The organism is Peribacillus asahii, assembly GCF_004006295.1.
Taxonomy (GTDB): Bacteria; Bacillota; Bacilli; order Bacillales; family DSM-1321; genus Peribacillus; species Peribacillus asahii_A.
This window is the reverse complement of the sequence record NZ_CP026095.1, coordinates 1,597,375-1,622,765: the sequence shown is the minus strand read 5'-3', so window position 1 is coordinate 1,622,765 and position 25,391 is coordinate 1,597,375. Positions and strand designations below refer to the sequence as shown.

The window sequence follows — 25,391 nt, the reverse complement described above, 5'->3', positions numbered from 1 at the left end:
GCCCATTTTGCTTGAAATCAAGGTTTCAGAAATCTTTCAGCCTAGTCATTACAATACAAAAAAATCAGCAGAAAATCTTCTGCTGATCTTTTTCATTAAAGGAAAAAGCGCTGAATGTCATTCCATGTTACAACAATCATTAACAGCATCAATAAAGCAAAACCGATAACATGTACAAGCCCTTCTTTTTGACGATCAACTGGTTTTCCTCGTAAAAACTCTACTAAGAAAAATAAAAGTCGTCCACCATCTAAAGCCGGCAATGGAAGAAGATTCATAATTCCAAGGTTAATACTAAGAAGTGCTGCCCATTTCATTAAAACAAATATTCCTTGTTGCGCCACTTCTTCTGTCGATTTATAAATGCCAACTGGACCAGACAAACTATCAATCGTAAAGCCGCCTGTTACAAGGTCACCAAGAATGATAAAAATTTGCTTTGTCCAAAAATATGTTTGTGTAAAGCCATATTGAATTGATTTTAAAATATCTTTTTCAACCGGCGGATACACACCAATAATACCAATCGTTTTACCTTCTCTTTCGATTTCTTTAGGTACAACCGGAACAGTTAATGTTTCACCATCACGAACGACAACAAATTCAATTTCTTTCCCAGGATTACTTTGAATATTTTCTTGCACATCTGTCCATGATGAAACCTCCGCCCCATTCACTGATTCAACGCGATCTCCTGTTTGCAAGCCTGATGTAAGGGCCGGTCCATCTTCCGTTAACTTACCAAGCTTAGCTTCATCCACTTCCACCCCTTGAAACAAGCCAATAATAAGGAAGATAAAAAATGCCAACACAAAGTTCATCATCGGCCCAGCAAAAATCGTCATAGCACGGTGGCCAAGTGATTTAGAAGGAAATTGACGATCATATGGTGCAATTTGATTTTCTACTCCATTTTCTACGATAACAGCCTGAGGATGAATCGAAAATGATTTAAGTGTCTCTTCATCTCCTTCCTCAAATCCCGTTAAAAACAGTTTATGGTCAAGATCCACTCGTTCTACTTCCACTAAACGAATATCTGGGTATTTATCTTTATTATTTAAAATAATTTTTATAACATTTTCTTCTTCATCCATTACTAATCCAACACGATAACCCGGCTTAAGGTCCACGTTATCCGCATCTTCACCAGCCATTCGAACATAGCCACCAAGCGGCAATAAACGAATAGTATATTGCGTTTCATTCTTTTTATACGTAAACACCTTTGGACCCATTCCAATGGCAAATTCACGACATAAAATACCAGCACGTTTAGCAAACACTAAATGCCCTAACTCATGAAAAAAAACAAGCGCTCCAAAGATAACGATAAACGCCAAAAGAGTTTCTACTGTTTGCAAAGTCCATCACCTCTTTTTCAATAATAATGTATGAATCAACTGTCTTGTTTCTTGATCGACTTCTTGAATCGTTGTTAAATCCGGATGAGCAATAACTTGATGACGATTCATCGCTTGTTCAATCAACATCTCAATATCTAAAAAGGATATCTGTCCAGCTAGAAAAACAGCTACAGCGGCTTCATTGGCTGCATTTAACACCGTTGGCATTGTGCCGCCCATTTTACCGGCGTCATAGGCATATCGCAAACAAGGATATCGATCAAAGTCCATTTCCGCAAAATTCAGCTTACTGAAATCGGCTAAATTTAATCGCTTCCTTCCAACAAGTGGCAATCGATCTGGGTATGTAAGCGCATATTGAATTGGAACACGCATATCTGGTGTACCGAGCTGTGCCATGACACTTGAATCATGAAATTCAACCATCGAATGAATCACACTTTCCCGGTGCAATAGTACATCAATTTGTTCATATGGTAGATTAAATAGCCAATGCGCTTCAATGACTTCTAGCCCTTTATTCATCATCGATGCCGAATCGATTGTAATCTTGGCTCCCATTGACCAATTCGGATGATTCAGCGCTTCTTCTACTGTTACCCCAACTAACTGTTCACGCGTCCGATCGCGAAAGCTGCCGCCAGAGGCTGTAATGACAAGACGCTCAATATTCTTCTCCTGCTCTCCTTGCAATGCTTGAAAAATAGCTGAATGCTCGCTATCTACCGGAAGCAGCTGTACGCCGGCTTGTCTGACAGCATTCATAACAAGATGCCCTGCTGTCACCAGTGTTTCTTTATTAGCGAGAGCAATGTCTTTACCCGCCTCAATCGCTTGAAGTGTTGGACCAAGGCCTACGCTGCCAATTACAGCATTCACCAAAATAGAAGCCTTCTCATAAATTGCTACGGCGACAAGTCCTTCTTCTCCATACATGAAAGTCATGTGTTCATGACCAAATTCACTCTTTAACGTATCACAGTCTTCTTTTGTGTGTACAGATACAAGCTCTGGCTTAAATTCGTTTATGTATGTTCTTACTAAATCTATGTTTCTTCCCGCTGATAACGCAACTAAACTAAATTGTTCGGGATGATTTCGTACAACATCGATTGTTTGTTGTCCAATCGATCCTGTTGCCCCTAACAAACTAATATACTTCAATTCCCATTCCACTCCTAACGACTACTAGACACACACTTATTTATATCTTTATTACCAAATATGAAATAAATGTAGAATTGGCAAAATAAATATTAAACTATCCATTCGGTCTAAAATTCCACCATGTCCTGGCAGCAGCTTCCCTGCATCCTTTACACCATAATGGCGCTTATAAGCGGATTGAACAAGATCGCCTAATTGACCAAATACAGATATCATGAGACTCATTAACAACACTTTAACTAATGAGTCCTCAAAAGATGTAAATAAATAAAAGCCTATCCCAATAATGAGACCGAACACCAAACCGCCGAAAAATCCTTCAATCGTCTTATTCGGACTGATTTCCGGCCACAACTTCCTCTTACCAATCGCTTTACCGACAAAGTAAGCACCTGAGTCTGTTGCCCAAATCGTGAACAACGCATAGAAGATGTATACTAACTTAGCTTCACGCGTCACATACATAAAATAAAAACCGATGCCCACGTATACGATCGCTAATAATAAAAATCCAGCCTCATCAAATGTAAAGCGATTTTTCGACACAACAGAAAAAATTAAAAATAATAGCCCACCGATTAGCATGATTTGAGTTTTATCATAGTCATTGTTTGTTAAAAAATTTGTATACTCTTGCGGCAATAATATAATCCACAATAATACATACGAGATAACTGACACAAAGGAAAGTTTGTGCAAGTTCTTCATTCTTAATAATTCATATAATCCAATTGTAGCCATTGCATACACTAACAGCAAAAATGGCAACTTCCCAACAATCACAAGCGGAACAAAAATGGCCGCTGCAATGATTGCTGTAATTATTCGTTGCTTCATACCTCTATTAATCCTCACCTTCTAGATTACACGCCACCGTATCTCCGCGCACGCTTTTGATACACTTCAATCGCTTCAAGCAAATGTGTTTCATTAAAATCCGGCCATAATACTTCAGTAAACCATAGTTCCGTATAAGCCAACTGCCATAACATAAAATTACTCAAACGAATTTCACCACTTGTCCGAATTAATAAATCCGGATCTGGCAAAGTGCCTGTCATTAAATAACGAGAAAAGACATCCTCTGAAATGTCACCCTTTAATATACCCTTTTGTGCATCTTTTAAGACATTATTCACGCCCTTTACAATTTCAGCGCGACTGCCATAATTTAAGGCAAAATTTAAAACTAAGCCATCGTTATCTTTCGTATCATCGATTGCCCTTTGAACCGCACGCTGAGTATGGGCCGGAAGAGTAGTGAAGTCACCAATCATTTCCACTCTTACATTTTCTCGAATTAACTCCGGCAAAAACGAACCTAGAAATTCTTCAGGCAATTTCATCAAGTACTCTACTTCGGTCTTTGGTCGTTTCCAATTCTCTGTAGAAAAAGCATAAACGGTTAACGCACTAACCCCCAATTGATTAGCCATTCTCGTAATCTTACGAACAACTTTCATTCCTTCATGATGACCGGCCACACGAGGAAGTGCTCTTTTTTTGGCCCAACGTCCGTTCCCATCCATAATAATTGCAATATGCTGAGGAACTCCAAACTCTCTTATACGCTGAATTCGATCTGTTAAATCGGAAGAAGCATCCTTCTTAACGAAACGCTTCCATATTGAATACATATTCTAGTCCCCCAATAAATACGCTTTATAACAGCAACATCTAGATTATTATACTAAACAAAACGTTAGTATGCGAAAAACATTCTTTTTAAAAAGCAAAAGAATTTACTTAATCATATCAAAAAAAGCAAAGAACTCCTATTATTATCACAAAAAAAGACTCGTTTCCTGATTAAAAAATAGGCCCATTACCTCTATTCTTTTCACTCGAAGTATGTAGCTCCTGCAAATAAAAAAGAGCCTTCTCCACCCTCATGTATGCAGCAACATTTCGCAAGATCATAAAAAAGGTTCTCAACCGCTGTTATTGCATAACATGTTTTATGGATTAGGCTCTTTTTCTCAATACACTTATCTAAAAATAAGCATCTAGCTCAATTATACAGCTAAAATTTCTTGTTCTTTATCTTTCGTAATATCATCAATTTTGCTAATATGTTGATCCGTCATTTTTTGGATATCATCTGCATACCCACGTAAATCGTCTTCCGTAATTTCACCGTTTTTCTCAAGCTTTTTCAGGTCATCATTTCCATCGCGACGAATGTTACGAATAGCAATTTTCGCTTCTTCCGCTTCTTTCTTCACAACTTTTACAAGCTCTTTACGGCGCTCCTCTGTTAAGGCAGGAATAGCAATCCGAATTAATGAACCATCATTTGTAGGATTTAATCCTAAATCTGATTTTAAAATCGCTTTTTCAATTTCACCCAAAATAGTTTTATCATACGGTTGAATAACTAAAAGCCTTGCTTCTGGAACTGAAATACCCGCCAATTGGTTAATTGGTGTCGGTGCACCATAATAATCAACGAAAACTTTGTCAAGTAAAGAAGCATTAGCACGGCCCGCACGAATTGTAGCTAATTCTCTTGTATATGCACTAATCGCTTTTTCCATTTTCGTTTTTGCATTTGAAATGACTTGTTTTGGCATCTTATTTCCCCCTTACGATTGTTCCTAAAGTTTCACCTAATACAGCGCGTTTAATATTACCTTTTTCCATGATTGAGAAGACAATTAATGGAATGTCGTTATCCATACAAAGCGATGATGCCGTTGAATCCATAACTTCTAAACCTTCTTTTAGCACATCTAAATAAGAAAGTTCATCATATTTCACAGCATTTGCATTTTTCACTGGGTCAGCATTGTAAACACCATCTACGTTATTCTTCGCCATTAAAATAACATCTGCTTCAATTTCAGCTGCTCTAAGTGCTGCCGTTGTATCAGTAGAGAAGTACGGATTTCCTGTACCTGCTGCAAAAATAACAACTCTTTTCTTTTCCAGATGACGAATCGCTTTTCTGCGAATATAAGGCTCGGCTACTTGTCTCATTTCAATAGACGTTTGGACGCGCGTCTCAATTCCAAGCTGCTCTAAACTGTCTTGTAAAGCTAACGAATTCATAACCGTTGCCAGCATCCCCATATAGTCGGCATTCGCACGGTCCATGCCCATTTCACTTCCGATTTTTCCACGCCAAATATTACCGCCTCCAACAACAACGGCTACTTCTACGTCTAAATCCGCTACTTCTTTTACTTGCTCAGCAATAGACTTAATCACTTTAGGATTAATACCAAAGCCATCTTCACCGGCTAATGCTTCACCACTTAACTTTAAAACGACACGTTCATATTTCGCGTTACTCATAAGAACCTCCAACTATGTAATCTTCTTTTGAAAAGCACAACCGGCCCGATTAAAACCAGCCGTTTACGCCTAACATCACGAAAGCATAATCAGCTTAATCATGACAGTTCAAAAATAGGGAACACCATAGTGTCCCCTATTCAATCATTTTTGTTACAATTAGTCTTTTTTCACTTGCGCCATTACTTCTTCAGCGAAGTTATCTTCGCGTTTTTCAATCCCTTCGCCTACTTCGAAACGAATGAATGATTGAATTTTTCCGCCTTTTGATTCAACAAATTGACCTACTTTAACATCTGGGTTTTTAACAAACGCTTGTTCATTTACACAGATTTCTTCGTAGAACTTGTTAATACGACCTTCTACCATTTTAGCAACGATTTTTTCTGGTTTACCTTCGTTAAGCGCTTGTTGTGTTAAAACTTCACGCTCACGTTCTAATTCGCTAGAATCCACTTGGTCGCGAGAAACATATTTAGGATTGATTGCTGCAATGTGCATAGACACGTCTTTCGCTGCTTCTTCATCAGTTGTTCCTTCAAGAACAGAAAGTACAGAGATACGTCCACCCATGTGAAGGTATGCACCAAAAGCATCGCTATCTGTTTTTGTTACTACTTCGAAACGACGTAAAGATAATTTTTCTCCGATTGTAGCAATTGCAGCATTGATATGATCTGCAACTTTTGCACCATTTTCCATTGTTTGCTCAAGTGCTGCTTCAACAGATTCAGGATTATTAACAAGAATGTGATTTGCAAGCTCTTTTACAAGCGTTTGGAACCCTTCGTTTTTCGCAACGAAGTCTGTTTCAGAGTTTACTTCAAGGATTACTGCTTTGTTTCCTTCAACAAGGATAGAAGTTAATCCTTCCGCTGCAATACGATCACCTTTTTTCGCTGCTTTCGCAATTCCTTTTTCGCGTAGGAAATCAATCGCTTTTTCCATATCTCCATCTGTTTCTACAAGTGCCTTTTTGCAGTCCATCATACCAGCGCCTGTTTTTTCGCGCAATTCTTTAACTAACTGTGCAGTGATTGCCATATTATTACTCCTCCTCAGTACGGATACATTTTATTCAATTTGTTATTATTTTGCCAAAAACTACATAATTTTATGTAGGTGATAATTTTGCAAAAAAAAGGGATAAAAGGCATTATCCTCTTATCACCTTTTTTGTGGCTCAATTAAGCAGTTGTAGTTTCTGTTTCTGTTTCAATTGCTGTCTCTTCGCCTTGCTTAGCTTCTAAAATAGCATCTGCCATTTTACCTGTTAATAACTTAACAGCGCGAATCGCATCGTCATTCGCAGGAATAACTACATCGATTTCGTCTGGATCACAGTTTGTATCAACAATACCAACAAGTGGAATGTTTAATTTATGTGCTTCAGCTACAGCAATACGCTCTTTACGTGGGTCGATAACAAAGATTGCGTCTGGAATAGATTTCATTTCTTTAATACCGCCTAAGAATTTTTCTAAGCGATCCCACTCTTTTTTAAGTTGAATAACTTCTTTTTTAGGAAGTACGTCGAAAACGCCATCTGCTTCCATTTTTTCGATGTCTTTAAGACGTTTAATACGCTTTTGAATTGTTTCAAAGTTTGTTAAAGTTCCACCTAACCAGCGTTGGTTTACATAGAATTGACCTGAACGAATCGCTTCTTCTTTAACTGATTCTTGAGCTTGTTTTTTCGTACCTACGAAAAGAACAGTTCCTCCGTTAGCTGCGATTTCTTTAACGAAGTTGTAAGCTTCTTCAACCTTTTTCACTGTTTTTTGTAAGTCGATGATGTAAATTCCGTTACGCTCCGTGAAGATATATTTCTTCATTTTTGGGTTCCAACGGCGTGTTTGGTGCCCGAAGTGTACACCAGCTTCAAGCAATTGTTTCATTGAAATAACTGACATTATAATTTCCTCCTAAATGGTTTTGTTTTTCCTCCGCTTCGGTCATTTTCCTACAGAAACTGTTATGAACAGCACCATCTGTTTGAATCGCAAAGCGTGTGTATTAACACCATTTCATAATATAGCATACATGTAAAACACAATCAAGTACTATCTATTCATTTAAGTTGAAACTTTAGTAAAAGTTCAATTTCAGTTGTTCCTCGCTTTAAGGATTTTGCAATTTCTTCAACTGATAAACCTTGTTCTAAAAGCACAAGCGCCTGTTCATGAAGAGTTGGTTCTAAGGGGAGAGCCTGCCCATTTAGCGACGTTTGTAACGTATCAGAAAAGCTTGGATGCATACTTTCGTTCCGCTTATCCATCTCCTTCTCTTTCGATTCAGTTGATAGCTCTAAACGATCATTCTTAGGAATCGGCAAATCGAATTCTCTATCCTCTTGTTTAAGTGATGGATTTGTATAAGCAGCTACTGCTTTATGCTTTATCGTATGTACCGCTGCCTCCTCAGACTTTTCAATGACAACGGCAGGTGCCGCATGAGACAACTCTATTGGTTGTTCTTTGTTTCCTTTAGCTTCTGTCAATCCCTTTTGCATAAGCTTCTCTAGCAAAGCTTCGTTTTCTTCTTTCATTTCTATAATATAACCTGTCATTAACTCTTCCATTTCTGCAATAACAGCCTTTTGATTTTTTTCCGCTTGATAAAAACGATTTTGACGTACAAATAAAACAATAATGGCAAATATCGTAAAAACATTCAAAAGAAAGAGTATAAACATGAATAATACTGACATAGAATCCCTCTTAACCAGAATCGTCCATCGCTTGCCCTTGGTAAGGATAAGGCCGACTTTGTCCGGTAGTTTTTTCTCTTTTTCTTTTTATTTTGCTTTAAAAACGGTCCTATTACTCGTGCTTTACACCTTGCATCACATTGCGCAATTTATAAATGGACCTTGAATGAATTTGTGAAATTCTTGAGGTGGATAACCCCATTACTTGGCCGATTTCGGTTAAAGTGAGTTCTTCTTTATAAAAAAGTTGTAGAACAAGCTGCTCCTTCGCATTTAATGTTTCAATCATCCTAGATAATTCTACATACAATTCTTCTTGTAACAAATATTCTTCAGGAAGCCTTGCATGCTCATCTTTTATATGAAAACTAGCACTTTCTTTTTCTTCTTGATCCTGTGGATGCTCATCTATAGACAACACATTAGCAAAGAAATTTTCATTTAATGCGGCATATACATCATTTTCTGAAATATTCAGCTCTGCAGCAACTTCTGCTGGCGTAACATTCCTCATTAGTTTTTGCTCTAGTTTTTCGATAGTCGCTTCAATTTTTTTTGATTTTTCCCTTGCACTGCGCGGAAGCCAGTCTTCTTTTCTTAAACCATCAAGAATAGCCCCTCGAACGCGAAAAGAAGCATATGTATCAAATTTAAAGTCTCGCTCTGGGTCAAAACGTTCTAACGCATCAAACAACCCCATCATCCCTAAACTTCTTATATCATCACGACTAACATTTTTTGGCAGATTAACAGAGATGCGCTGCACATGATAAGAAACAAGCGGAAGATATTTTTCCACTAATGTATTTCCCGCTTGTGGATCGCGACAGTCAATCCAATTTTTCCAACATAACTGCTCTTCTCCGATAGTCAGCTGAGACATGGGATTCCTCCTAACATCTTTTTAATATAAGGCCAGAGAAAGTTACTTTTTGAAGCTTTTTTCAACTAGCCCTTTACCTAATCCACTGAAAAGTGATTTAATCTATCATTATATATTTCTCATACCTTTATTAACGGTGCGAATAGTAAGTACACAAGTTTTGGGATTAAATTCAATCGTTCGTCCGCTATTCCCCCCAACATCTTCCGCTATAATTGGAATATTTAAATTAGCTAATCCCCTTCGAACAGCCTCTACATTTCTAGGCCCAATTCGCATCATATCTCCACCGGAGAAGAATTGAAACATTTGTGCACCGCCAGCCATTTTTGCTTTTAATACCGAAGCTCTCGCACCCTGGATTACAAGTCGATTAACTAACTCTTTAATCGCTGTGTCAGCAAACTTAGCCGTATTGATGCTGCCAGATTTAGCAAGAGATGAATCTGGCAGCATCACATGGGCTAGTCCAGCTAGTTCTTTCTTTTCATCATAAACAATAACGCCTACACATGAACCTAAACCTGATGTTCGTATCAATGATGGAGATTTAACAATATTCATATCCGCTATTCCAACTTTGACAATATGGGGATCTCTCAGCTCAACCATCTGTCGCCACTCCTAATGAGTTAAAAATAACTTCAAAAGAATCTGGATTAGGTAATAAAAAGAAATGTCCATTCATCGCACCTGATTCATCCCCTTCCTTCTCAAGAACCGTATCAATCACAATCGCATAATCACTTACTTGCGAAAGCTCCAATAACCCAAAGCTAATCGTTGCACCAACCATGTCAATCGTAAGCGATGGTACAGATGGATAGAGATGTAAATTAGTAAAGTCAGACAGCGAAGATAAATAAGAACCAGATAAAATATTTCCTAACTCCTGCAAACAAGACAATGACATTTCTGAGTGGGGGGACTCTGATTCAAAAACGAATGAATCATTCGCAATCATCCGTTGAATAAAATAAGTAGCAGCTGGCAGGGATAGAATAAAGAACATGCTTCCAGTCACATCCCCCTCAAGCCTTAAAAATACGCTCGCAACTACATTTTCCGGACCGCCTGCCAATTCCATCATTTGATTGAAAGAAACAATCCGTACATTAGGAACGCTCATCTCAATTTTTTGATTCAAGATTCTAGAAAGGGCGGTTGCTGCATGAGCTGCTCCAATATTCCCAATCTCTTTCAATACATCAAGATGCAAACTATTAATTTTCTCAATAAAAGACATGTTTTAGCCTTCTTTTCTCATAGATTCTTGAAGGGCATCTAATGAAAGGGTCTTCTCTAAGTTCACCAGGATTAATAACCGTTTATCAATTTTAGCAACACCACTAATATACTCATCTATACGATGGCCAACCACTTCAGGCTGAGGTTCAATACTAGCAACAGGAATATCCATTACATCATTAGCTGAATCCACGATTAATCCCACTTCCATCCCCTCAATCACTACAATGATAATTCTTGTAGATTCGTTATAAACAACTTCATCAAAACCAAAACGAATTCTTAAATCAATGATTGGCGTAATTACACCTCGTAAATTAATGACACCTTTAATAAATGGCAATGTTTTAGGTACTCTTGTAATATGTAGAAGCTTTTCAATCCCTCTTACACGCTCAACTGGCAAGGCATATTCTTTGTCTTTAATTTGGAATACAATAATCTTCACCTCTTGCTCCGTGGACACTGCTGTCATGCTCTTCTCCTCCTTTTCTTCTAAACTTATGTATGTTTGAACAACACTCCATCGCAGGAAATAAAGTTCAACTACTCGGACCTTTACGGACAGTTATCCCCCATCTTCTTTGTTCCCTCATACAGCTTAAAGTTGAGGTCTTACTGCCCGTTAAGTGTGAGAGAAACCTTTAGGCGTTAATTAATAAGCGCATTACAATCAATAATTAACGCAACTTGTCCATCCCCTAAAATCGTTGCTCCTGAAATCGCAAAAGCCGTGTTTAAATAATCTCCTAACGATTTTAAGACAACCTCAAGTTGGCCAATGAATGAATCTACGACTAAACCAGCCATCTTATCGCCTTTTCTAACAATAACAACCGATAAGAACTCGTCCTCTTTACCGAACTCAGGTACTTCAAAAATATCCTTCAAGAATAGAAGTGGAAGAACTTTCCCTCTAAAATCAATAACTTGCTGATTGTGCGCATTCATAATATCTTCTTTTTTAATAATGGCTGTCTCTATAATAGAAGAAAGTGGAATCGCATATTTTTCTTTTTGAATCTCAACAAGCATGACCGAAATAATGGAAAGTGTGAGCGGAAGCTGAATTAAAAAAACAGAACCTGCCCCTTCTGTAGAATCAATCGTCACATTTCCACCAAGAGACTCAATCGTATTTTTCACTACATCTAAACCAACACCGCGTCCAGATACATCAGAAATTTTTTCAGCAGTGGAGAAACCTGAAGCTAAAATTAATTCATACACTTGCTTATCTGTAAGAGTGGCTGCTGCTTCTTTTGAAAGAATTCCGTTTGCAATAGCTTTATTCAATACACGCTCTCTATTAATTCCTGCTCCATCATCTTCAATTTCGATGAAAACATGGTTTCCACTATGGTACGCTTTCAGAAGAATCTTCCCTTCCTCCGGCTTCCCATTTGCTAAACGCACTTCAGGTCTTTCAATTCCATGATCCATCGCATTTCTCAATAAATGCACGAGCGGATCACCAATTTCATCAATGACCGTACGATCCAACTCTGTTTCAGCACCAACAATCTGTAAATCTACTTGTTTATTTAAATCACGTGCTAACTGACGAACCATTTTTGGAAACCGGTTAAAAACCGTTTCAACTGGAACCATTCGCATATTTAACACAATGGTTTGCAAGTCACTTGTCACACGTGACATTCTTTCTACAGTTTCATGAAGCTCTTGATTATCTAAATCACGGGAGATTTGGTCTAATCTGCCTCGGTCAATGACTAATTCTTCAAATAAATTCATTAAAATATCTAAGCGTTCAATATTTACCCGAATCGTTTTACTTGAATTGGATTTAACAGGCGCTTGCTTTTTCTCTTCTTTTTTCGTTTGTTCTGTTGCAACTGTTGTCACAACTGACTCTTGTTCCTCTACAGGAACCGGCGTTCGCAAATGCTCGAAATCAATCGTATGTACTTGAACCCTATCTACTTCAGAAACTTTCATTACTTTCTTCTGAACATCCTCAACAGATTCCTTCGTTACAATTGTGACAGAAAAACTGTGATCGAATTGTTCTTCCTCTAGCTGCTCAACCGGTGGATTTGATTTAATAACCTCACCAATTTTCTCTAATACTTCAAACACCATAAACACACGCGCTGCTTTTAATAAACAATCTTCTCGTAAACTAATCTTTAATTCATAGCTATTAAAGCCTTGATCCTGAGACTGCTGCAAAACCGTTATTTCAAATTCATCGTATTCACTATTTACAATTTCCGGCTCAAGTAAAGCACTTGCTGCCGCAACTTCACTAACTGCTGTCAGAATAAGAGATTCGCCTTTTTCGATAAGAAGGAGTTTTTCCACAACATCCTTCACATCTCGCTTCCCTTCTCCACCTTCTGCAATGGAATAGACCATCGCTTCTAAATCATCAACGGCTAGAAATAACGTATCAAACGTTTCAGGCTGTAATGTAATCTGCTCATTGCGAATAGCATCTAACACATTTTCCATCTTATGTGTCAAATTAGCTAAGTCTTCATACCCCATTGTTGCAGACATCCCTTTTAATGTATGAGCTGCACGGAAAATATCATTTACAATGGATAAATCATCTGGATTTTTTTCAAGCTCTAATAACTGCTCACTACACATTTGAAGATGTTCTTTACTTTCCTCAATAAATACTTCTAAATACTGATTCATATCCATAAACTCTGCACCTCCTAAGACTCGCAATACTTTACAATTGTTTTGGCGATATTCTCTACATTCTCTACAGTGTCTATTAAATGAGTGGCTATAGCTGCCTTTGGCATGCCGAATACAATAGATGTTTCTTGGGACTCTGCAATAGCTTTCACTTGCCCTTTTCTCTTCAATTCAATTAAACCATTTGCCCCATCACTTCCCATGCCGGTCATAATGACAGTTGTTTTCGTAAAATCTATTAACTCATTCGCCACTGACTCAAACATAACATCTACAGAAGGACGATGACCGTTACGAGGTTCAGATTGTTCTAATATAATCGCTAAACCTGTACCAATCTTTCGCACTTTCAAATGGAACCCACCTGGAGCAATATACGCGGTTCCTTTTTGAATCAACTCACCATCTTCCGCTTCTTTCACATGAATATGACAAAGTGAATCTAAACGTTCTGCTAAAGATCTCGTAAACCCCGGCGGCATATGCTGAACAACTAAAATCGGTGCATTAATGGACTGTGGAAGATTAGTCAATACGGTTTGTAACGCTCTCGGTCCTCCAGTAGAAGTACCAATTAAAACAATTTTTTTACTCCTATAGTCCCTATCTGTCACAGCATAACTCGAAACAAAAGATACCACTGATTCTATTTTACTATATTTCTTACATCCAGATAGATTTCTTTGTATTTCTCCTGCATTTTTTTGTAATTTGTGAACATTTGCCCAGCTCGCAGCAACTACTTTATCTATGATTTCCTGCTTCACCTTATATAAGTCTAGTGAAATTGCCCCTGACGGCTTAGCGATAAAATCAAACGCTCCATTTTGCATGGCCATGAGTGTATTTTCCGCTCCTTCTTTCGTTGTACTCGACAACATGACAACAGGAGTTGGAAAATCCTTCATAATTTTCTCTAAAGCTTCCAGCCCATTCATAATAGGCATTTCTACATCCAACGTTACAACATCAGGTCTTAACGATTGAATTTTACTAATAGCATCCTGTCCATTCCTTGCACTTCCGACTACTTCCAACCTGCTATCTTCCGTTAGAAACTCCACAATTAACTTCCGCATGAATGCTGAATCATCTACAACCAAAACCTTTATTTTTTTCATATCAGCCGCCTACCTTCCAAGAAAATATCGCTTCATATTTTGAAGAAAGTTACTTTTGGGCAACGTCCACTCTTCGTTAAAAGAATGATTGTTATATCTGAAGACAAGATTCATTAAAGCTTTTGAAACATCGGATCCTGAATCGTACTCGATAAAAGGGACTTGCCTTGATACAGCATTTGATACCGTCCGATTCTCTGGGAGACATCCTAACACAATTGCTTCTTTTCGCAAAAACTTTCGCAGTGCATTTTGAATACGCGTAATCGTCTCCTGTCCCTCTTTTATCGTCAATACGCGATTGCAAACGAGCAGAAATGGCAGTTCTGGGTTAACAGAATGTAAATACTTCATAACGGAGTATGCATCCATAACCGCTGTCGGCTCTGGTGTACAAATGACGATTAACTCATCCACACATAAAAGAAACTTAACTGAGTCCTCCGTAATTCCAGCACCCATATCAAACAAAATGTAATCATACTGATTCAATAATTCATTAAATTCTTCCATAAACCTTGAAAAATTTACTTCACTAAGTGAAAATAAATTCGTTAAGCCTGTACCGCCTGTAATAATTGAGATTTGTTCCGGTCCCGCTGTCATAATATCGACTAGTGAAAGGCCTCGATCAAAAAAATCAACAATGCTGTATGTCGAATGCCTGCCAATTAAAATATCAATATTCCCCATACCAATGTCCATATCAAACAGAAGAACTCTTTTTCCCTTTTTCGCTAAAGCGATGGCGAAATTTAACGAAAAATTCGACTTCCCTACTCCGCCTTTTCCACTAATGACTGCTAGCGTCTTCGCCATAGATTTCTTTTGATAATCCTCTAATTGCTGACGTAAATTTTCAGCTTGATCTTTCATCATCTTTAACTCCAAATAGTAAGTTCAATATATTAACAGGGGTGGCCTTCATCAAATCATCCGGTACATTTTGCCCATTTGTAATATACGCAGGCGCTAATTGACATTGTTGCATCATATTAATCATTGCTCCATATGTCGCTGTTTCATCCGCTTTCGTAAAAATAATATGTTTCAATGGGATTGTAGAAAATTGACGATAAATATCTTCCATATCTCTTTGCTTAGACGTTAAGCTGAGCACAAGATACGTTTCCATCTCCTCTGTAAAATCAATAATGTCCCCTAAATCCTTTACATATTGAGCATTTCGAAAATTCCTTCCTGCCGTATCAATAAATACTAAATCATAGTGTGCAAAACGCTCGGCTGCTCGTTTAAAATCGTCTAAATTATAAGCCACCTCTATCGGCACATTTAAAATTTTTGCATAAGTTTTCAATTGATCAATCGCCGCAATTCGGTAGGTGTCCGTCGTAATAAAGGCCACCTTCTTACGCTCTTTTAATACCGTTTGAGCGGCAACTTTAGCAAGCGTTGTCGTCTTACCTACTCCGGTTGGACCGACAACATTAATATATTTCTTTTGAAAAGCTAGCTCTTCTTTGGAAATCCATTCAATTTGCTCAGCCAAAGCGGATTTTAGCCAATCCCGCACTTCTTCTTGTGTGACCTCATGTTTCACCGCACGCCACTTCGCAACTAAAACATCCATTACTTGTGTACGAATCGATGCAGCAATTTCTTGCTTCACTAAAACAGCATGAGCCGACTCTAACAACTCTGGATAATGAGTATCCGCCATTCCTGTAGAACGTAATCCCTCAATCATTCCTTTTAAATCAGCAATTTCTTTTAACAAATCAGAGGTCGGTGTTTCTAGGTCTTTCTTTATAGGTTCACTTGAAACTGGCTTCGGCAATTGCTCAAGTACAGATGACGGCTTTACTTTCTTTGGTTTTTGCTTGACAACCATCTGATTGGATTCTGCTGTTGAATCGATAGCCGCTACAACTTCAATACGCCGTTTTTTAAACAAACCTAAAAATCCGCCAATATATATCGGTTTCGAGCTTAAAATAACCGCATCTGTACCTAATTCTTCACGAACAAATTTCATCGCTTCCGTTACCGATTCCGCTGTATACTTCTTTACCTTCACGCTACATCCACCACCCCTACACTTTGTACTTCAACGCTAGCTTCCAACTCATTATAGGAAATAATCGGCACATTCGGGAAATAACGCTCTGTTAATTGGCGCACATACATCCGAACAGCTGGTGAACAAAGTACAATAGGTTGCTGCTCCATTAAAGCTAACTCTTCTAGTTTAGCTGCAAGCGTTTCTAAAATAAGTTGAGAGTTATTTGGGTCTAACGATAAATAGTTTCCATGCTCCGTTTGTTGAACAGCATCGGCAATGATTTTCTCTACCTTTCCAGATACAGTAATAACCTGAAGGCGCTGTTCTCCCCCAACTAACGTATTCGTAATCTGTCTTGCTAAGTTTTGACGTACATATTCGGTGAGCAGGTCCGTATCAGACGACATTTTCCCATAATCCGCAAGTGTTTCAAAGATAATAGGTAAATTTCGAATAGATACTTTTTCTTTTAATAATTTAGCTAACACTTTCTGAACCTCACCAATCGCCAGCGGACTTGGTGTCACTTCTTCGACGAGGATTGGTGCCGTTTCACGCAAATGCTCAATTAACTGTTTCGTCTCTTGACGGCCAAGTAACTCATGAGCATTAGCTTTAATAATTTCTGTTAAATGAGTGGATACAACGCTCGGTGGATCAACAACGGTATACCCCATCATTTCCGCATGTTCTTTCATGTCTTCCGCGATCCATTTAGCCGGCAACCCAAAGGAAGGTTCCACTGTATCAATCCCTTCAATCGAATCATCTTCAATCCCCGGGCTCATCGCTAAGTAATGATTTAACAGAAGCTCGCCCCTTGCCATCTCATTTCCTTTAATTTTCAAGCGATATTCATTTGGGTTTAATTGAATATTATCGCGAATCCGCACAACAGGAATGACAAGTCCCATTTCAATGGCAAGCTGCCGACGAATCATCACGACTCGATCTAATAAATCCCCACCTTGATTTGTATCGGCGAGCGGGATTAATCCATATCCAAATTCAAATTCGATTGGATCGACGCTTAATAAATTGACAACGCTCTCTGGACTTTTCATTTCATCGGTTTCTATTTCTTCTTCAAGCTCTTGTAAATCCTCTTTATCTTGTTTCGGCGCCTTTGCCATCATATAAGCTCCAATTGCTAGCGCAGCAGCAATTGGAATCGTAAACAGATTCGAAATAGGTGTAAATAAACCTAAACAAAACATAGTACCAGCTGTGACATACAACATTTTCGGATATTGAAACAACTGTGATGTGATATCGGTACTTAAATTACCATTAGACGCAGCCCGTGTCACAACAATCCCCGTTGCTGTTGAAATTAATAAAGCCGGAACTTGGCTAACAATTCCGTCCCCGATCGTTAACATTGAAAAATGTGCCGCTGCATCGCCAAACGAATACCCTAACTGCAACATCCCAATCATAATCCCAAAGATTAAGTTGATAATGACGATAATAATTCCAGCAATGGCATCTCCTTTAACGAATTTACTCGCACCGTCCATGGAACCATAAAAGTCTGCTTCACTACTAATTTTTTCACGTCTTACACGTGCTTCTGCTTCTGAAATCATTCCAGCATTTAAATCTGCATCAATTGACATTTGCTTACCAGGCATTGCATCCAATGTAAAGCGAGCAGCTACTTCTGAAACACGCTCCGAACCTTTTGTAATAACGATAAAGTTAATGATGACTAAAATAATAAAGACGACTAAACCGACAAGCACATTTCCACCCACAACGAACGATCCAAATGTTTCTACAACCCCACCTGCATCACCATGCGTTAAAATTGCACGAGTTGTAGAAACATTCAGTCCTAATCGAAACAACGTCAACAATAAAAGTAGAGTCGGAAAAACGGAAAACTCTAGCGGTTCTTTAATATTCATCGTAATAAGAAGAACCGACAACGCAAGAGAAATATTTATTAATAATAAAATACTTAACAACCATGTTGGTAAAGGAATAATTAACATGACTACAATCATGATAACCGATATAAGAACAACTAAATCTCGCGCTTTCATTTTCTTCTCTCCTAACTAGCTACTTTGAGGCATTATATTTTCCCCTTCGTTTTATAAACGAAGGCAAGTATTTCTGCTATTGCTTTAAAAAACTCTTCCGGTATCGCTTGTCCGACTTCTGTTTGATCATATAAGGCTCGCGCTAACGGGCGATTTTCAACCATTATGACATCATTTTCTTTTGCAATATATTTAATCTTCTGAGCGACAAAATCGACACCCTTTGCTACAACAAGAGGAGCATCTGATTTTTGTTCATCATATTTTAAAGCAATCGCAAAATGCGTGGGGTTCGTAATAACCACATCAGCATTTGGTACTTCTTGCATCATACGCTGCATCGCCATTTGCCGTTGCTTTTGCTTAATTTTAGACTTGATGAGCGGGTCCCCTTCAGAATTTTTATGTTCATCTTTAATATCCTGCTTGGACATTCTAATGTTTTTTTCAAAGTCATATTTCTGATATAAATAATCAAGAATTGCAATACAAAACAAGGCAACCGCGGCGTATAATCCCATTTTAATCGTAATATCCGCTAACAAAACAAGCGCATCACTAACGGGAATATGCGAAAGCACCATCACTTCATCCATACGGTTCCATAACACAAAAAAAGCGATAAAGCCGATAATCGAAATTTTTAAGATAGATTTTAATAACTCCACCATGGCTCGCATAGAGACGATTCGTTTAAATCCTTTAATCGGATCTAATTTTTCTAGTTTAAATTGAATCGTTTCTGTTGAGAACATAAACCCAACTTGCATGATATTCGCGAGCATCCCGGCAATCATAGCGGTAACAAAAACAGGCGCAAGGGTCAAGACCATCATCTTCAATATTTCGTACACCATCACCTGAATATTTTCTTCTGTCACGCTTTCTAACATCATATTTTGCAGAAACTCTCGCATAAGGCCGAAAATCTGTTCATACATGAATGGCCCCGTAATAACAAGCACTCCAAACACCGCGAGTAAATTTATGGCGGTATTTATATCTTGACTTTTAGCAACTTGCCCTTTTTTTCTAGAATCCTGCCTTTTTTTCGGTGTTGCTTTTTCTGTTTTTTCTCCTGCGAAAAATTGCAAGTCTAACCGAAGTTCGTTCACCTTATCTGCCTCCGATCAGTTCCATCAAATTTCGCATGGCAACAAGTATCAGTTCAAATAAATTAGTGACAACATGCATCATCGCTCCAATGACAACAAAAAGTACGACAAAACCCGCCACAATTTTGACTGGAATCCCGACAACAAATACATTAAGCTGTGGAACTGTACGTGCCAAAATTCCAAGTGCCACATCCACTAAAAAAACACTTCCTACAACAGGAATCGACATTTGCAAAGCAATAACAAAGGATTGGCTAAACGCCTTTGCTAAATATTCAATAATGGATTCATTTCCAAATGGTACATATACTTGATCAATCGGAATAAATTGATAGCTGTAAAAAATACCGTCAAGCAACAAATGATGACCATTCGTACTTAATAAAAACAATAAAGCAATGGTATATAAATATTGTCCCATTAGTGGACTTTGTGCTCCTGTTTGCGGGTCAATAACATTTGCCATCGCAAACCCCATTTGAAAGTCAATAAATCCCCCAGCAATTTGAATCGCTGACATCATCATATACGCGACAAAGCCAATAAACAACCCGACGAGCACTTCTTTCAAAATCAAAAAGTAATAAGTCAAATCTATCTCCAATACAGGAGCTTCAATCGTGTAATACATAATCCAAGCAAGGAAAAAACCAAATCCGATTCGATGCATCATCGGAAGCGATCGATGCGAGAAGATTGGCAGGACAACAAAAAAGGTAGTTACACGAACAAAAATTAATAAAAAGGCTGGAAAATAGGGTAGAATTTCTGCCATGCCCTAACCTACAAAACGATTCAAGTTTCCAAGTATTTCCGCAGTATATGAAATTAAATGGCTAATCATCCACGGTGCTAAAAAAACAATGCCGACAAGAACGGCAACAATCTTTGGAACAAAGGCAAGTGTTTGTTCTTGAATTTGCGTCGTCGCCTGAAAAATACTGATCGCTAAACCAACGCCTAGCGCAATTAATAACAATGGCCCCGATACAATCAAGATCGTATAAATTCCTCGTTCCGCTACATCAATAACAAAATCTGCACTCAACGTTCTTCACCTGCTTAAAAACTTTGTAATAAAGATTTGACTACTAAGTACCATCCATCTACTAGCACAAAGAGAAGAATCTTAAATGGTAATGAAATCATGACCGGCGGTAACATCATCATCCCCATCGACATTAAAACACTGGCAATAATCATATCGATTACAAGAAATGGTATAAAAATCATAAATCCAATTTGAAAAGCCGTCTTCATTTCACTAATCGCAAAAGCGGGTACTAGTGCTGTCAATGGAATATCTTGAATAGATTTTGGCGGGTCCATTTGTGCGTAATCAAGAAAAAGTGCAAGGTCCTTTTGTCTCGTATGCTCGCTCATAAATTCTTTAAATGGGATTGACGCTTTCTCATACGCTTCCTCTAACGTAATCTTTTCTTCAAATAGAGGGGTAAGTGCTTGTTTATTCACCTCTTGAAATGTCGGAGCCATAATAAAGAAAGACATAAACATGGCAAGACCAATCAACACTTGAGTTGGCGGCATTTGCTGTGTTGCAAGAGACGTTCGCACAAATCCCAGCACAATAATAATTCTTGTAAAACAAGTCATTAAAATTAAAATACTCGGAGCAAGAGATAAAACCGTCAGCATTAAAAGGAGCTTGACAGAAGTAGAGACATTAGCGGGATTACTAGTATTGAAAAACTCCATAAACTCACTCATTTATCGTCTCTTCCTTTCTGATCAAGCTTATCCATTAGCTGCTTTCGACTTTGTTTCATTTCATCTAACTGATTTTTTAATTCACTTGAAAATGACTCCCGGCTCACCGCTGATTTTGTCCATTTCTTTTTTAACTTCATTACAAAATCAGTGGGCTGCATCATTTGTTCATATTTTTGATTATAGGCTTCTAGTAATTGTCGACGTTCTTCTTCATCTTCAATTTCTGTTAACAGTTGAATATTTTCGCCGACTCCGACAAGGAGCACGCGCTCTCCCACTTTCACAATTTGAATAGAGCGATTATTGCCTAAGTTTGTTCCACCTAGATTTTCGATAAAATTGGCTTGTTGATACGTCTTTGACTTTTTACTAATGAACCGAAGAACAATATAAAGCAAAGCTACAACAAAAAGCATCGCAAATATCATCCGGAAAAAGTCCGAGAAAGAAAGCCCGACACCGCTAGAGGATGCAGCTTTCTCTTCGGTTGTTGAATCATCTTTCACAGCATTTTTTGCTTTGGATGATTCAGGCTGCTCATACATATCCTTCACTGATTGATCAAGGTTTTCTGCATGAACGGGCATTGTTTGAAAAAAACAAACAATGCCAAGGGCGAACAAAACTTGACATAATTTTTTTACAGAAAACAAGTGAATGACACCCTCTTACTTTATTAGCTTAATGCTTTATTAATGGCTTCTAACACGCGATCTGCCTGAAATGGCTTGACGATAAAATCTTTTGCCCCCGCTTGAATCGCATCAATAACCATCGCTTGCTGTCCCATTGCCGAACACATGATTACTTTGGCTTGCGGATTAACTTTTTTAATTTCTTTAAGCGCTGTAATACCATCCATTTCTGGCATTGTAATATCCATTGTTACTAAATCTGGCTGTGTGTCTTGAAACAGTTGTACCGCTTGTGCTCCATCAGCTGCTTCCCCAACAATTTCAAATCCATTTTTCACAAGAATATCCTTAATCATCATTCTCATAAATGCTGCATCATCAACAATTAAAATTTTATGTGCCATACCCTGTATACCCCCTGAAATTATCTTAGTTCTTGTAGTCGATCGTTTTGACTGACAATGTCTGTCACACGAACACCAAAGTTTTCATCAATAACAACCACTTCACCTTTCGCAATTAGGCGGCTGTTCACAAGAATATCAACCGGTTCCCCGGCTAATTTATCCAGCTCAATAATTGAACCAGATACTAATTCCAAAATGTCTTTAACCGATTGTTTAGTTCGACCTAATTCAACGGTTACTTGAAGCGGAATATCCATTAACATATTTAAATTTTTCGCTTCTGCCTCTTGAAGCTGATAGGGCTGAAAGCTTGTAAAGTTCGCCGGTTGAACATTCACTGGTTGACTTGGCACCGCTATACCCGCACCAAAATACTGCGGGGAATTCGCCATTTGTACTGGTTGCTGCATTTGATAAACTGGTTGAGCTTGCTGAACCTGTTGAATTGGTTGTTCATATACTGGCTGTTGCACTGCTGCTGCTTGTTCAGCCGCCTGAGCGGCTTGAACTTGCGGCGGCTCAACTTGAGCCGGTACTGGCAGATCAGCGTCTAAACCTGTCCCCCCATCAGTTCATCGACTAGCCCTTTTGCAAAAGGTAGCGGTAAAAGCTGCATAATATTAGAATCAATTAGCTCACCGACACGTAATCGGAACGAAATTTTGACGAGTGGATCTGTGTTCGGAATCGACTTTTCTCCTTCCCCATTGACCATATCAAGTAAGTCAATGCTTGGCGGTGAAATATCGACTCTCTTACTAAAAATGGTCGACATCGAAGTAGCTGCTGAGCCCATCATTTGGTTCATCGCCTCTTGTACAGCACTTAATTGAATTTCTCCAAGATCACCACTTGGGTTTAATCCATTACCACCCAGCATTAAATCTGCAATAATTGCAGCATCACTTTGTTTAATGACTAGAACATTAACCCCAGCAAATCCTTCCGTATACTCCACTTGAATCGTCACATATGGATGTGGAAACTCAGCCGCTAATTTACTTTTTTCAATTAATGCAACAGTGGGTGTTGTGATATCCACCTTTTGATTTAATAAAGTAGATAGAGCGGTTGCTGAACTTCCAAAAGAAATATTCCCAATTTCACCCAGTGTATCCTGTTCCATCGGCGATAAATAATCTTCTACGTTAAGGGGAGATCTCACCTCACTTACGTCATCCTCTGTATCACCTCTTAACAGAGCGTCAATCTCATCTTGAGAAAGCATCTCATCACTTACCATCTTCGTCTCCCCCCTTCAAAATATCAAGAATCTGAATGGCTAGCTTTTTGCCTACCTTACCTGGTTGTCCGTAGAATTTCGGAACATCCCCGATCTTCACAGTTAAAGGTGCCTCAATTAGTTGATTTAACTCAATCACATCGCCAACATCTAGTTGTAGAAAATCATGAATGGTAATGCTCGTTTCTCCTAATTCCGCAGCAACAATCATCTCCGAATGCGTAATTCTTTTTTCAAGCATCGCCATTTCTTCTGGACTTCGTTCTTTTTGTGAAGTCTGCATCCAATAATGCGCCGATAAATTCGGTATAATCGGCTCTAATACAACATGCGGAATACACATATTAATCATGCCCGTTGTATCCCCTACTTGAATATTTAACGAAATAACAATCACTGTATCATTAGGTGAGACAAGTTGTAAAAACTGAGGATTCACTTCAAAGTCTGTCATGATCGGATCAATATCAACGATTGTAGACCATGCTTCCTGCAAATTCTCAAATGCCTTTTCAAATAAACTCGTCATAATTTTCGTTTCAATTTCCGTTAAATTGTCGACCTTATTCACGCTTTCGCCTCGCCCGCCAAGCACGCGATCCATCATCGCATAAGCAATATTCGGGTTGACTTCCAGAATAATATGCCCGTCTAACGGCGGCACTTCATAGACATTTAAAATCGTCATTTTCGGAATCGAACGAACAAATTCTTCATAAGGGAGTTGGTCAACAGACGCCACTGCTATATGAATATACGTTCGAAGCTGTGCTGAAAAGTACGTCGTCAGTAATCGCGCGAAATTTTCATGAATTCGCGTTAAACTTCGAATTTGGTCTTTTGAGAAGCGAAGCGCTCGTTTAAAGTCGTACGCTTTCACTCTTTTCTCAACTTCTTCTTTTTTCAGCTCCTCAGCATCCATTTCTCCTGTAGAAAGCGCTGAAAGCAAAGCATCAATTTCACTTTGTGATAATATTTCACCAGACAATCGCCATCACCTCCAAAACTGCTCACTTGAGCGTTTGCCCAAAAGATTTCTTATTGAAGGATTGAGGAGGTGATATACACCTGTTCAACTTGTCCTTCTTGCATTAATTCATTTAACTCCTTCTTAATGACTTCCTGTAGCTTTTCTTTCCCTGCTTTCCCAGCTAGTTCACTTGTCTTTACTTCTGACAATTCCGTAATAATAATATTCTTCGCTTGGAAATTTCGCTTTTCTAACTCTTCTTTTGCTTTTTTTCCATCGGTTTGAATGGTAAACGAAATTTTAATATAGTCATTGCCAGCAAGATTTGTAGTAATCTCTGGAATTTCAACAGACGCCTCCACAATTTCATCAATGGATGGTTCTCCATTTGCGACACCCGTATCATTCATCTTATTAATCACCACAACTACCAATATACCTAACAGCGAAATAGCAACAAGCATAATCAGCATAATCGTTAACACTTTATTCTTCATAACCTATCCCTCCACGTCATGACGAAATCCGAGAACATTCACAGCACGGTAAAATTGAATAATAGCTTGTGTGATTTCTTCTTCCTTCTCGCGTACAACAATCTTCTTCCCCGTCGTAAACGTAATCGTCGTATCTGGCAACGATTCAATTGCTTCTATATATAAAGCGTTTACCGTAAAACTTTTACCATTCAATCGGGTTACTTTAATAATGATGATTGAGGTTGACCCATCAGCCAACCTCATCCCTCCC

Annotated in this window: 27 protein-coding genes and 1 pseudogene; all 28 read right to left on the bottom strand. The window is 38.4% G+C overall.

The window, feature by feature from the left end:
• Positions 1-95: 95 nt before the first annotated feature.
• On the bottom strand, positions 96-1,364 hold the full coding sequence (rseP, locus tag BAOM_RS07955; RefSeq protein WP_127759813.1) for an RIP metalloprotease RseP: 1,269 nt from the start codon (positions 1,362-1,364) through the stop codon (positions 96-98).
• Between the two features lie 6 nt (positions 1,365-1,370).
• Positions 1,371-2,531, bottom strand: a complete 1,161-nt coding sequence (gene dxr, locus BAOM_RS07950; protein WP_127759812.1) for a 1-deoxy-D-xylulose-5-phosphate reductoisomerase — start codon at positions 2,529-2,531, stop codon at positions 1,371-1,373.
• A gap of 51 nt (positions 2,532-2,582) precedes the next feature.
• On the bottom strand, positions 2,583-3,371 hold the full coding sequence (locus BAOM_RS07945; protein WP_127759811.1) for a phosphatidate cytidylyltransferase: 789 nt from the start codon (positions 3,369-3,371) through the stop codon (positions 2,583-2,585).
• Positions 3,372-3,397: 26 nt separating this feature from the next.
• Positions 3,398-4,171 carry an undecaprenyl pyrophosphate synthase gene (locus BAOM_RS07940; RefSeq protein ID WP_127759810.1) on the bottom strand — a complete coding sequence of 258 codons (774 nt, stop codon included), beginning with the start codon at positions 4,169-4,171 and terminating at the stop codon, positions 3,398-3,400.
• A gap of 378 nt (positions 4,172-4,549) precedes the next feature.
• A complete protein-coding gene (frr, locus tag BAOM_RS07935; protein ID WP_127759809.1) occupies positions 4,550-5,107 on the bottom strand; it encodes a ribosome recycling factor in 558 nt (185 codons plus the stop codon).
• Between the two features lies 1 nt (position 5,108).
• Positions 5,109-5,831 carry a UMP kinase gene (gene pyrH / locus BAOM_RS07930; RefSeq protein WP_119116535.1) on the bottom strand — a complete coding sequence of 241 codons (723 nt, stop codon included), beginning with the start codon at positions 5,829-5,831 and terminating at the stop codon, positions 5,109-5,111.
• 159 nt (positions 5,832-5,990) lie between these two features.
• The gene (tsf, locus tag BAOM_RS07925) at positions 5,991-6,875 is read right to left on the bottom strand and encodes a translation elongation factor Ts (RefSeq protein WP_127759808.1); all 885 of its coding nucleotides are present in this window, start codon (positions 6,873-6,875) and stop codon (positions 5,991-5,993) included.
• Positions 6,876-7,018: 143 nt separating this feature from the next.
• A complete protein-coding gene (gene rpsB, locus BAOM_RS07920; protein ID WP_119116537.1) occupies positions 7,019-7,744 on the bottom strand; it encodes a 30S ribosomal protein S2 in 726 nt (241 codons plus the stop codon).
• 158 nt (positions 7,745-7,902) lie between these two features.
• On the bottom strand, positions 7,903-8,541 hold the full coding sequence (locus tag BAOM_RS07915) for a hypothetical protein (protein ID WP_127759807.1): 639 nt from the start codon (positions 8,539-8,541) through the stop codon (positions 7,903-7,905).
• A 112-nt stretch (positions 8,542-8,653) separates the two neighbouring features.
• Complete coding sequence (locus tag BAOM_RS07910; protein WP_127759806.1) at positions 8,654-9,424, bottom strand: FliA/WhiG family RNA polymerase sigma factor; 771 nt, start codon at positions 9,422-9,424, stop codon at positions 8,654-8,656.
• A gap of 108 nt (positions 9,425-9,532) precedes the next feature.
• Positions 9,533-10,036 (bottom strand): chemotaxis protein CheD, encoded by a 504-nt coding sequence (locus BAOM_RS07905; RefSeq protein ID WP_127759805.1) that lies wholly within the window; start codon positions 10,034-10,036, stop codon positions 9,533-9,535.
• Complete coding sequence (locus BAOM_RS07900) at positions 10,029-10,670, bottom strand: chemotaxis protein CheC (RefSeq protein WP_127759804.1); 642 nt, start codon at positions 10,668-10,670, stop codon at positions 10,029-10,031. Before BAOM_RS07900 ends, BAOM_RS07905 begins: the two co-directional genes overlap by 8 nt.
• A 3-nt stretch (positions 10,671-10,673) precedes the next feature.
• Positions 10,674-11,147: a chemotaxis protein CheW gene (locus BAOM_RS07895; RefSeq protein WP_127759803.1), complete on the bottom strand. Its 474-nt coding sequence runs from the start codon at positions 11,145-11,147 to the stop codon at positions 10,674-10,676.
• A 176-nt stretch (positions 11,148-11,323) separates the two neighbouring features.
• The gene (locus tag BAOM_RS07890; RefSeq protein ID WP_127759802.1) at positions 11,324-13,345 is read right to left on the bottom strand and encodes a chemotaxis protein CheA; all 2,022 of its coding nucleotides are present in this window, start codon (positions 13,343-13,345) and stop codon (positions 11,324-11,326) included.
• Between the two features lie 14 nt (positions 13,346-13,359).
• Positions 13,360-14,466: a protein-glutamate methylesterase/protein-glutamine glutaminase gene (locus BAOM_RS07885; RefSeq protein WP_127759801.1), complete on the bottom strand. Its 1,107-nt coding sequence runs from the start codon at positions 14,464-14,466 to the stop codon at positions 13,360-13,362.
• A 9-nt stretch (positions 14,467-14,475) separates the two neighbouring features.
• On the bottom strand, positions 14,476-15,345 hold the full coding sequence (locus tag BAOM_RS07880; RefSeq protein WP_252283287.1) for a MinD/ParA family protein: 870 nt from the start codon (positions 15,343-15,345) through the stop codon (positions 14,476-14,478).
• Positions 15,326-16,504 carry a flagellar biosynthesis GTPase FlhF gene (gene flhF, locus BAOM_RS07875; protein ID WP_127759800.1) on the bottom strand — a complete coding sequence of 393 codons (1,179 nt, stop codon included), beginning with the start codon at positions 16,502-16,504 and terminating at the stop codon, positions 15,326-15,328. The genes BAOM_RS07880 and flhF overlap by 20 nt, the downstream gene beginning before the upstream one ends.
• Positions 16,501-18,537, bottom strand: a complete 2,037-nt coding sequence (flhA, locus tag BAOM_RS07870) for a flagellar biosynthesis protein FlhA (protein ID WP_127759799.1) — start codon at positions 18,535-18,537, stop codon at positions 16,501-16,503. The genes flhF and flhA overlap by 4 nt, the downstream gene beginning before the upstream one ends.
• Positions 18,538-18,569: 32 nt before the next feature.
• A complete protein-coding gene (gene flhB / locus BAOM_RS07865; protein ID WP_119116548.1) occupies positions 18,570-19,652 on the bottom strand; it encodes a flagellar biosynthesis protein FlhB in 1,083 nt (360 codons plus the stop codon).
• A gap of 1 nt (position 19,653) precedes the next feature.
• Positions 19,654-20,430 carry a flagellar biosynthetic protein FliR gene (fliR, locus tag BAOM_RS07860; RefSeq protein WP_127759798.1) on the bottom strand — a complete coding sequence of 259 codons (777 nt, stop codon included), beginning with the start codon at positions 20,428-20,430 and terminating at the stop codon, positions 19,654-19,656.
• Positions 20,431-20,433: 3 nt separating this feature from the next.
• Positions 20,434-20,703: a flagellar biosynthesis protein FliQ gene (gene fliQ / locus BAOM_RS07855; RefSeq protein ID WP_127759797.1), complete on the bottom strand. Its 270-nt coding sequence runs from the start codon at positions 20,701-20,703 to the stop codon at positions 20,434-20,436.
• Between the two features lie 14 nt (positions 20,704-20,717).
• A complete protein-coding gene (gene fliP, locus BAOM_RS07850) occupies positions 20,718-21,383 on the bottom strand; it encodes a flagellar type III secretion system pore protein FliP (protein WP_127759796.1) in 666 nt (221 codons plus the stop codon).
• Positions 21,380-22,039 (bottom strand): flagellar biosynthetic protein FliO, encoded by a 660-nt coding sequence (fliO, locus tag BAOM_RS07845; protein WP_127759795.1) that lies wholly within the window; start codon positions 22,037-22,039, stop codon positions 21,380-21,382. Before fliO ends, fliP begins: the two co-directional genes overlap by 4 nt.
• 23 nt (positions 22,040-22,062) lie before the next feature.
• Entirely contained in the window at positions 22,063-22,425 is a 363-nt protein-coding gene (locus BAOM_RS07840; protein ID WP_119116553.1) for a response regulator, read from the bottom strand.
• Between the two features lie 20 nt (positions 22,426-22,445).
• Positions 22,446-23,671: pseudogene (gene fliY, locus BAOM_RS24890) on the bottom strand (flagellar motor switch phosphatase FliY).
• Positions 23,661-24,659: a flagellar motor switch protein FliM gene (gene fliM, locus BAOM_RS07830; RefSeq protein ID WP_127759794.1), complete on the bottom strand. Its 999-nt coding sequence runs from the start codon at positions 24,657-24,659 to the stop codon at positions 23,661-23,663. Before fliM ends, fliY begins: the two are co-directional and overlap by 11 nt.
• 50 nt (positions 24,660-24,709) lie before the next feature.
• A complete protein-coding gene (gene fliL / locus BAOM_RS07825; RefSeq protein ID WP_127759793.1) occupies positions 24,710-25,138 on the bottom strand; it encodes a flagellar basal body-associated protein FliL in 429 nt (142 codons plus the stop codon).
• A gap of 3 nt (positions 25,139-25,141) precedes the next feature.
• Positions 25,142-25,378, bottom strand: a complete 237-nt coding sequence (locus BAOM_RS07820; RefSeq protein WP_373995321.1) for a flagellar FlbD family protein — start codon at positions 25,376-25,378, stop codon at positions 25,142-25,144.
• Positions 25,379-25,391: the final 13 nt, after the last annotated feature.

Bases quoted from the DNA above. Each gene is read 5' to 3' on its own strand.
- fliP (WP_127759796.1), bottom strand. From the start codon at position 21,383: ATGAGTGAGTTTATGGAGTTTTTCAATACTAGTAATCCCGCTAATGTC.
- tsf (WP_127759808.1), bottom strand. From the start codon at position 6,875: ATGGCAATCACTGCACAGTTAGTTAAAGAATTGCGCGAAAAAACAGGC.
- BAOM_RS07910 (WP_127759806.1), bottom strand. From the start codon at position 9,424: ATGTCTCAGCTGACTATCGGAGAAGAGCAGTTATGTTGGAAAAATTGG.
- pyrH (WP_119116535.1), bottom strand. From the start codon at position 5,831: ATGAGTAACGCGAAATATGAACGTGTCGTTTTAAAGTTAAGTGGTGAA.
- rpsB (WP_119116537.1), bottom strand. From the start codon at position 7,744: ATGTCAGTTATTTCAATGAAACAATTGCTTGAAGCTGGTGTACACTTC.
- BAOM_RS07895 (WP_127759803.1), bottom strand. From the start codon at position 11,147: ATGACAGCAGTGTCCACGGAGCAAGAGGTGAAGATTATTGTATTCCAA.
- BAOM_RS07905 (WP_127759805.1), bottom strand. From the start codon at position 10,036: ATGGTTGAGCTGAGAGATCCCCATATTGTCAAAGTTGGAATAGCGGAT.
- BAOM_RS07890 (WP_127759802.1), bottom strand. From the start codon at position 13,345: ATGGATATGAATCAGTATTTAGAAGTATTTATTGAGGAAAGTAAAGAA.
- BAOM_RS07900 (WP_127759804.1), bottom strand. From the start codon at position 10,670: ATGTCTTTTATTGAGAAAATTAATAGTTTGCATCTTGATGTATTGAAA.
- BAOM_RS07880 (WP_252283287.1), bottom strand. From the start codon at position 15,345: ATGATGAAAGATCAAGCTGAAAATTTACGTCAGCAATTAGAGGATTAT.
- BAOM_RS07940 (WP_127759810.1), bottom strand. From the start codon at position 4,171: ATGTATTCAATATGGAAGCGTTTCGTTAAGAAGGATGCTTCTTCCGAT.
- BAOM_RS07915 (WP_127759807.1), bottom strand. From the start codon at position 8,541: ATGTCAGTATTATTCATGTTTATACTCTTTCTTTTGAATGTTTTTACG.
- frr (WP_127759809.1), bottom strand. From the start codon at position 5,107: ATGCCAAAACAAGTCATTTCAAATGCAAAAACGAAAATGGAAAAAGCG.
- flhA (WP_127759799.1), bottom strand. From the start codon at position 18,537: ATGAAAGCGCGAGATTTAGTTGTTCTTATATCGGTTATCATGATTGTA.
- fliR (WP_127759798.1), bottom strand. From the start codon at position 20,430: ATGGCAGAAATTCTACCCTATTTTCCAGCCTTTTTATTAATTTTTGTT.
- fliL (WP_127759793.1), bottom strand. From the start codon at position 25,138: ATGAAGAATAAAGTGTTAACGATTATGCTGATTATGCTTGTTGCTATT.
- BAOM_RS07840 (WP_119116553.1), bottom strand. From the start codon at position 22,425: ATGGCACATAAAATTTTAATTGTTGATGATGCAGCATTTATGAGAATG.
- BAOM_RS07945 (WP_127759811.1), bottom strand. From the start codon at position 3,371: ATGAAGCAACGAATAATTACAGCAATCATTGCAGCGGCCATTTTTGTT.
- BAOM_RS07885 (WP_127759801.1), bottom strand. From the start codon at position 14,466: ATGAAAAAAATAAAGGTTTTGGTTGTAGATGATTCAGCATTCATGCGG.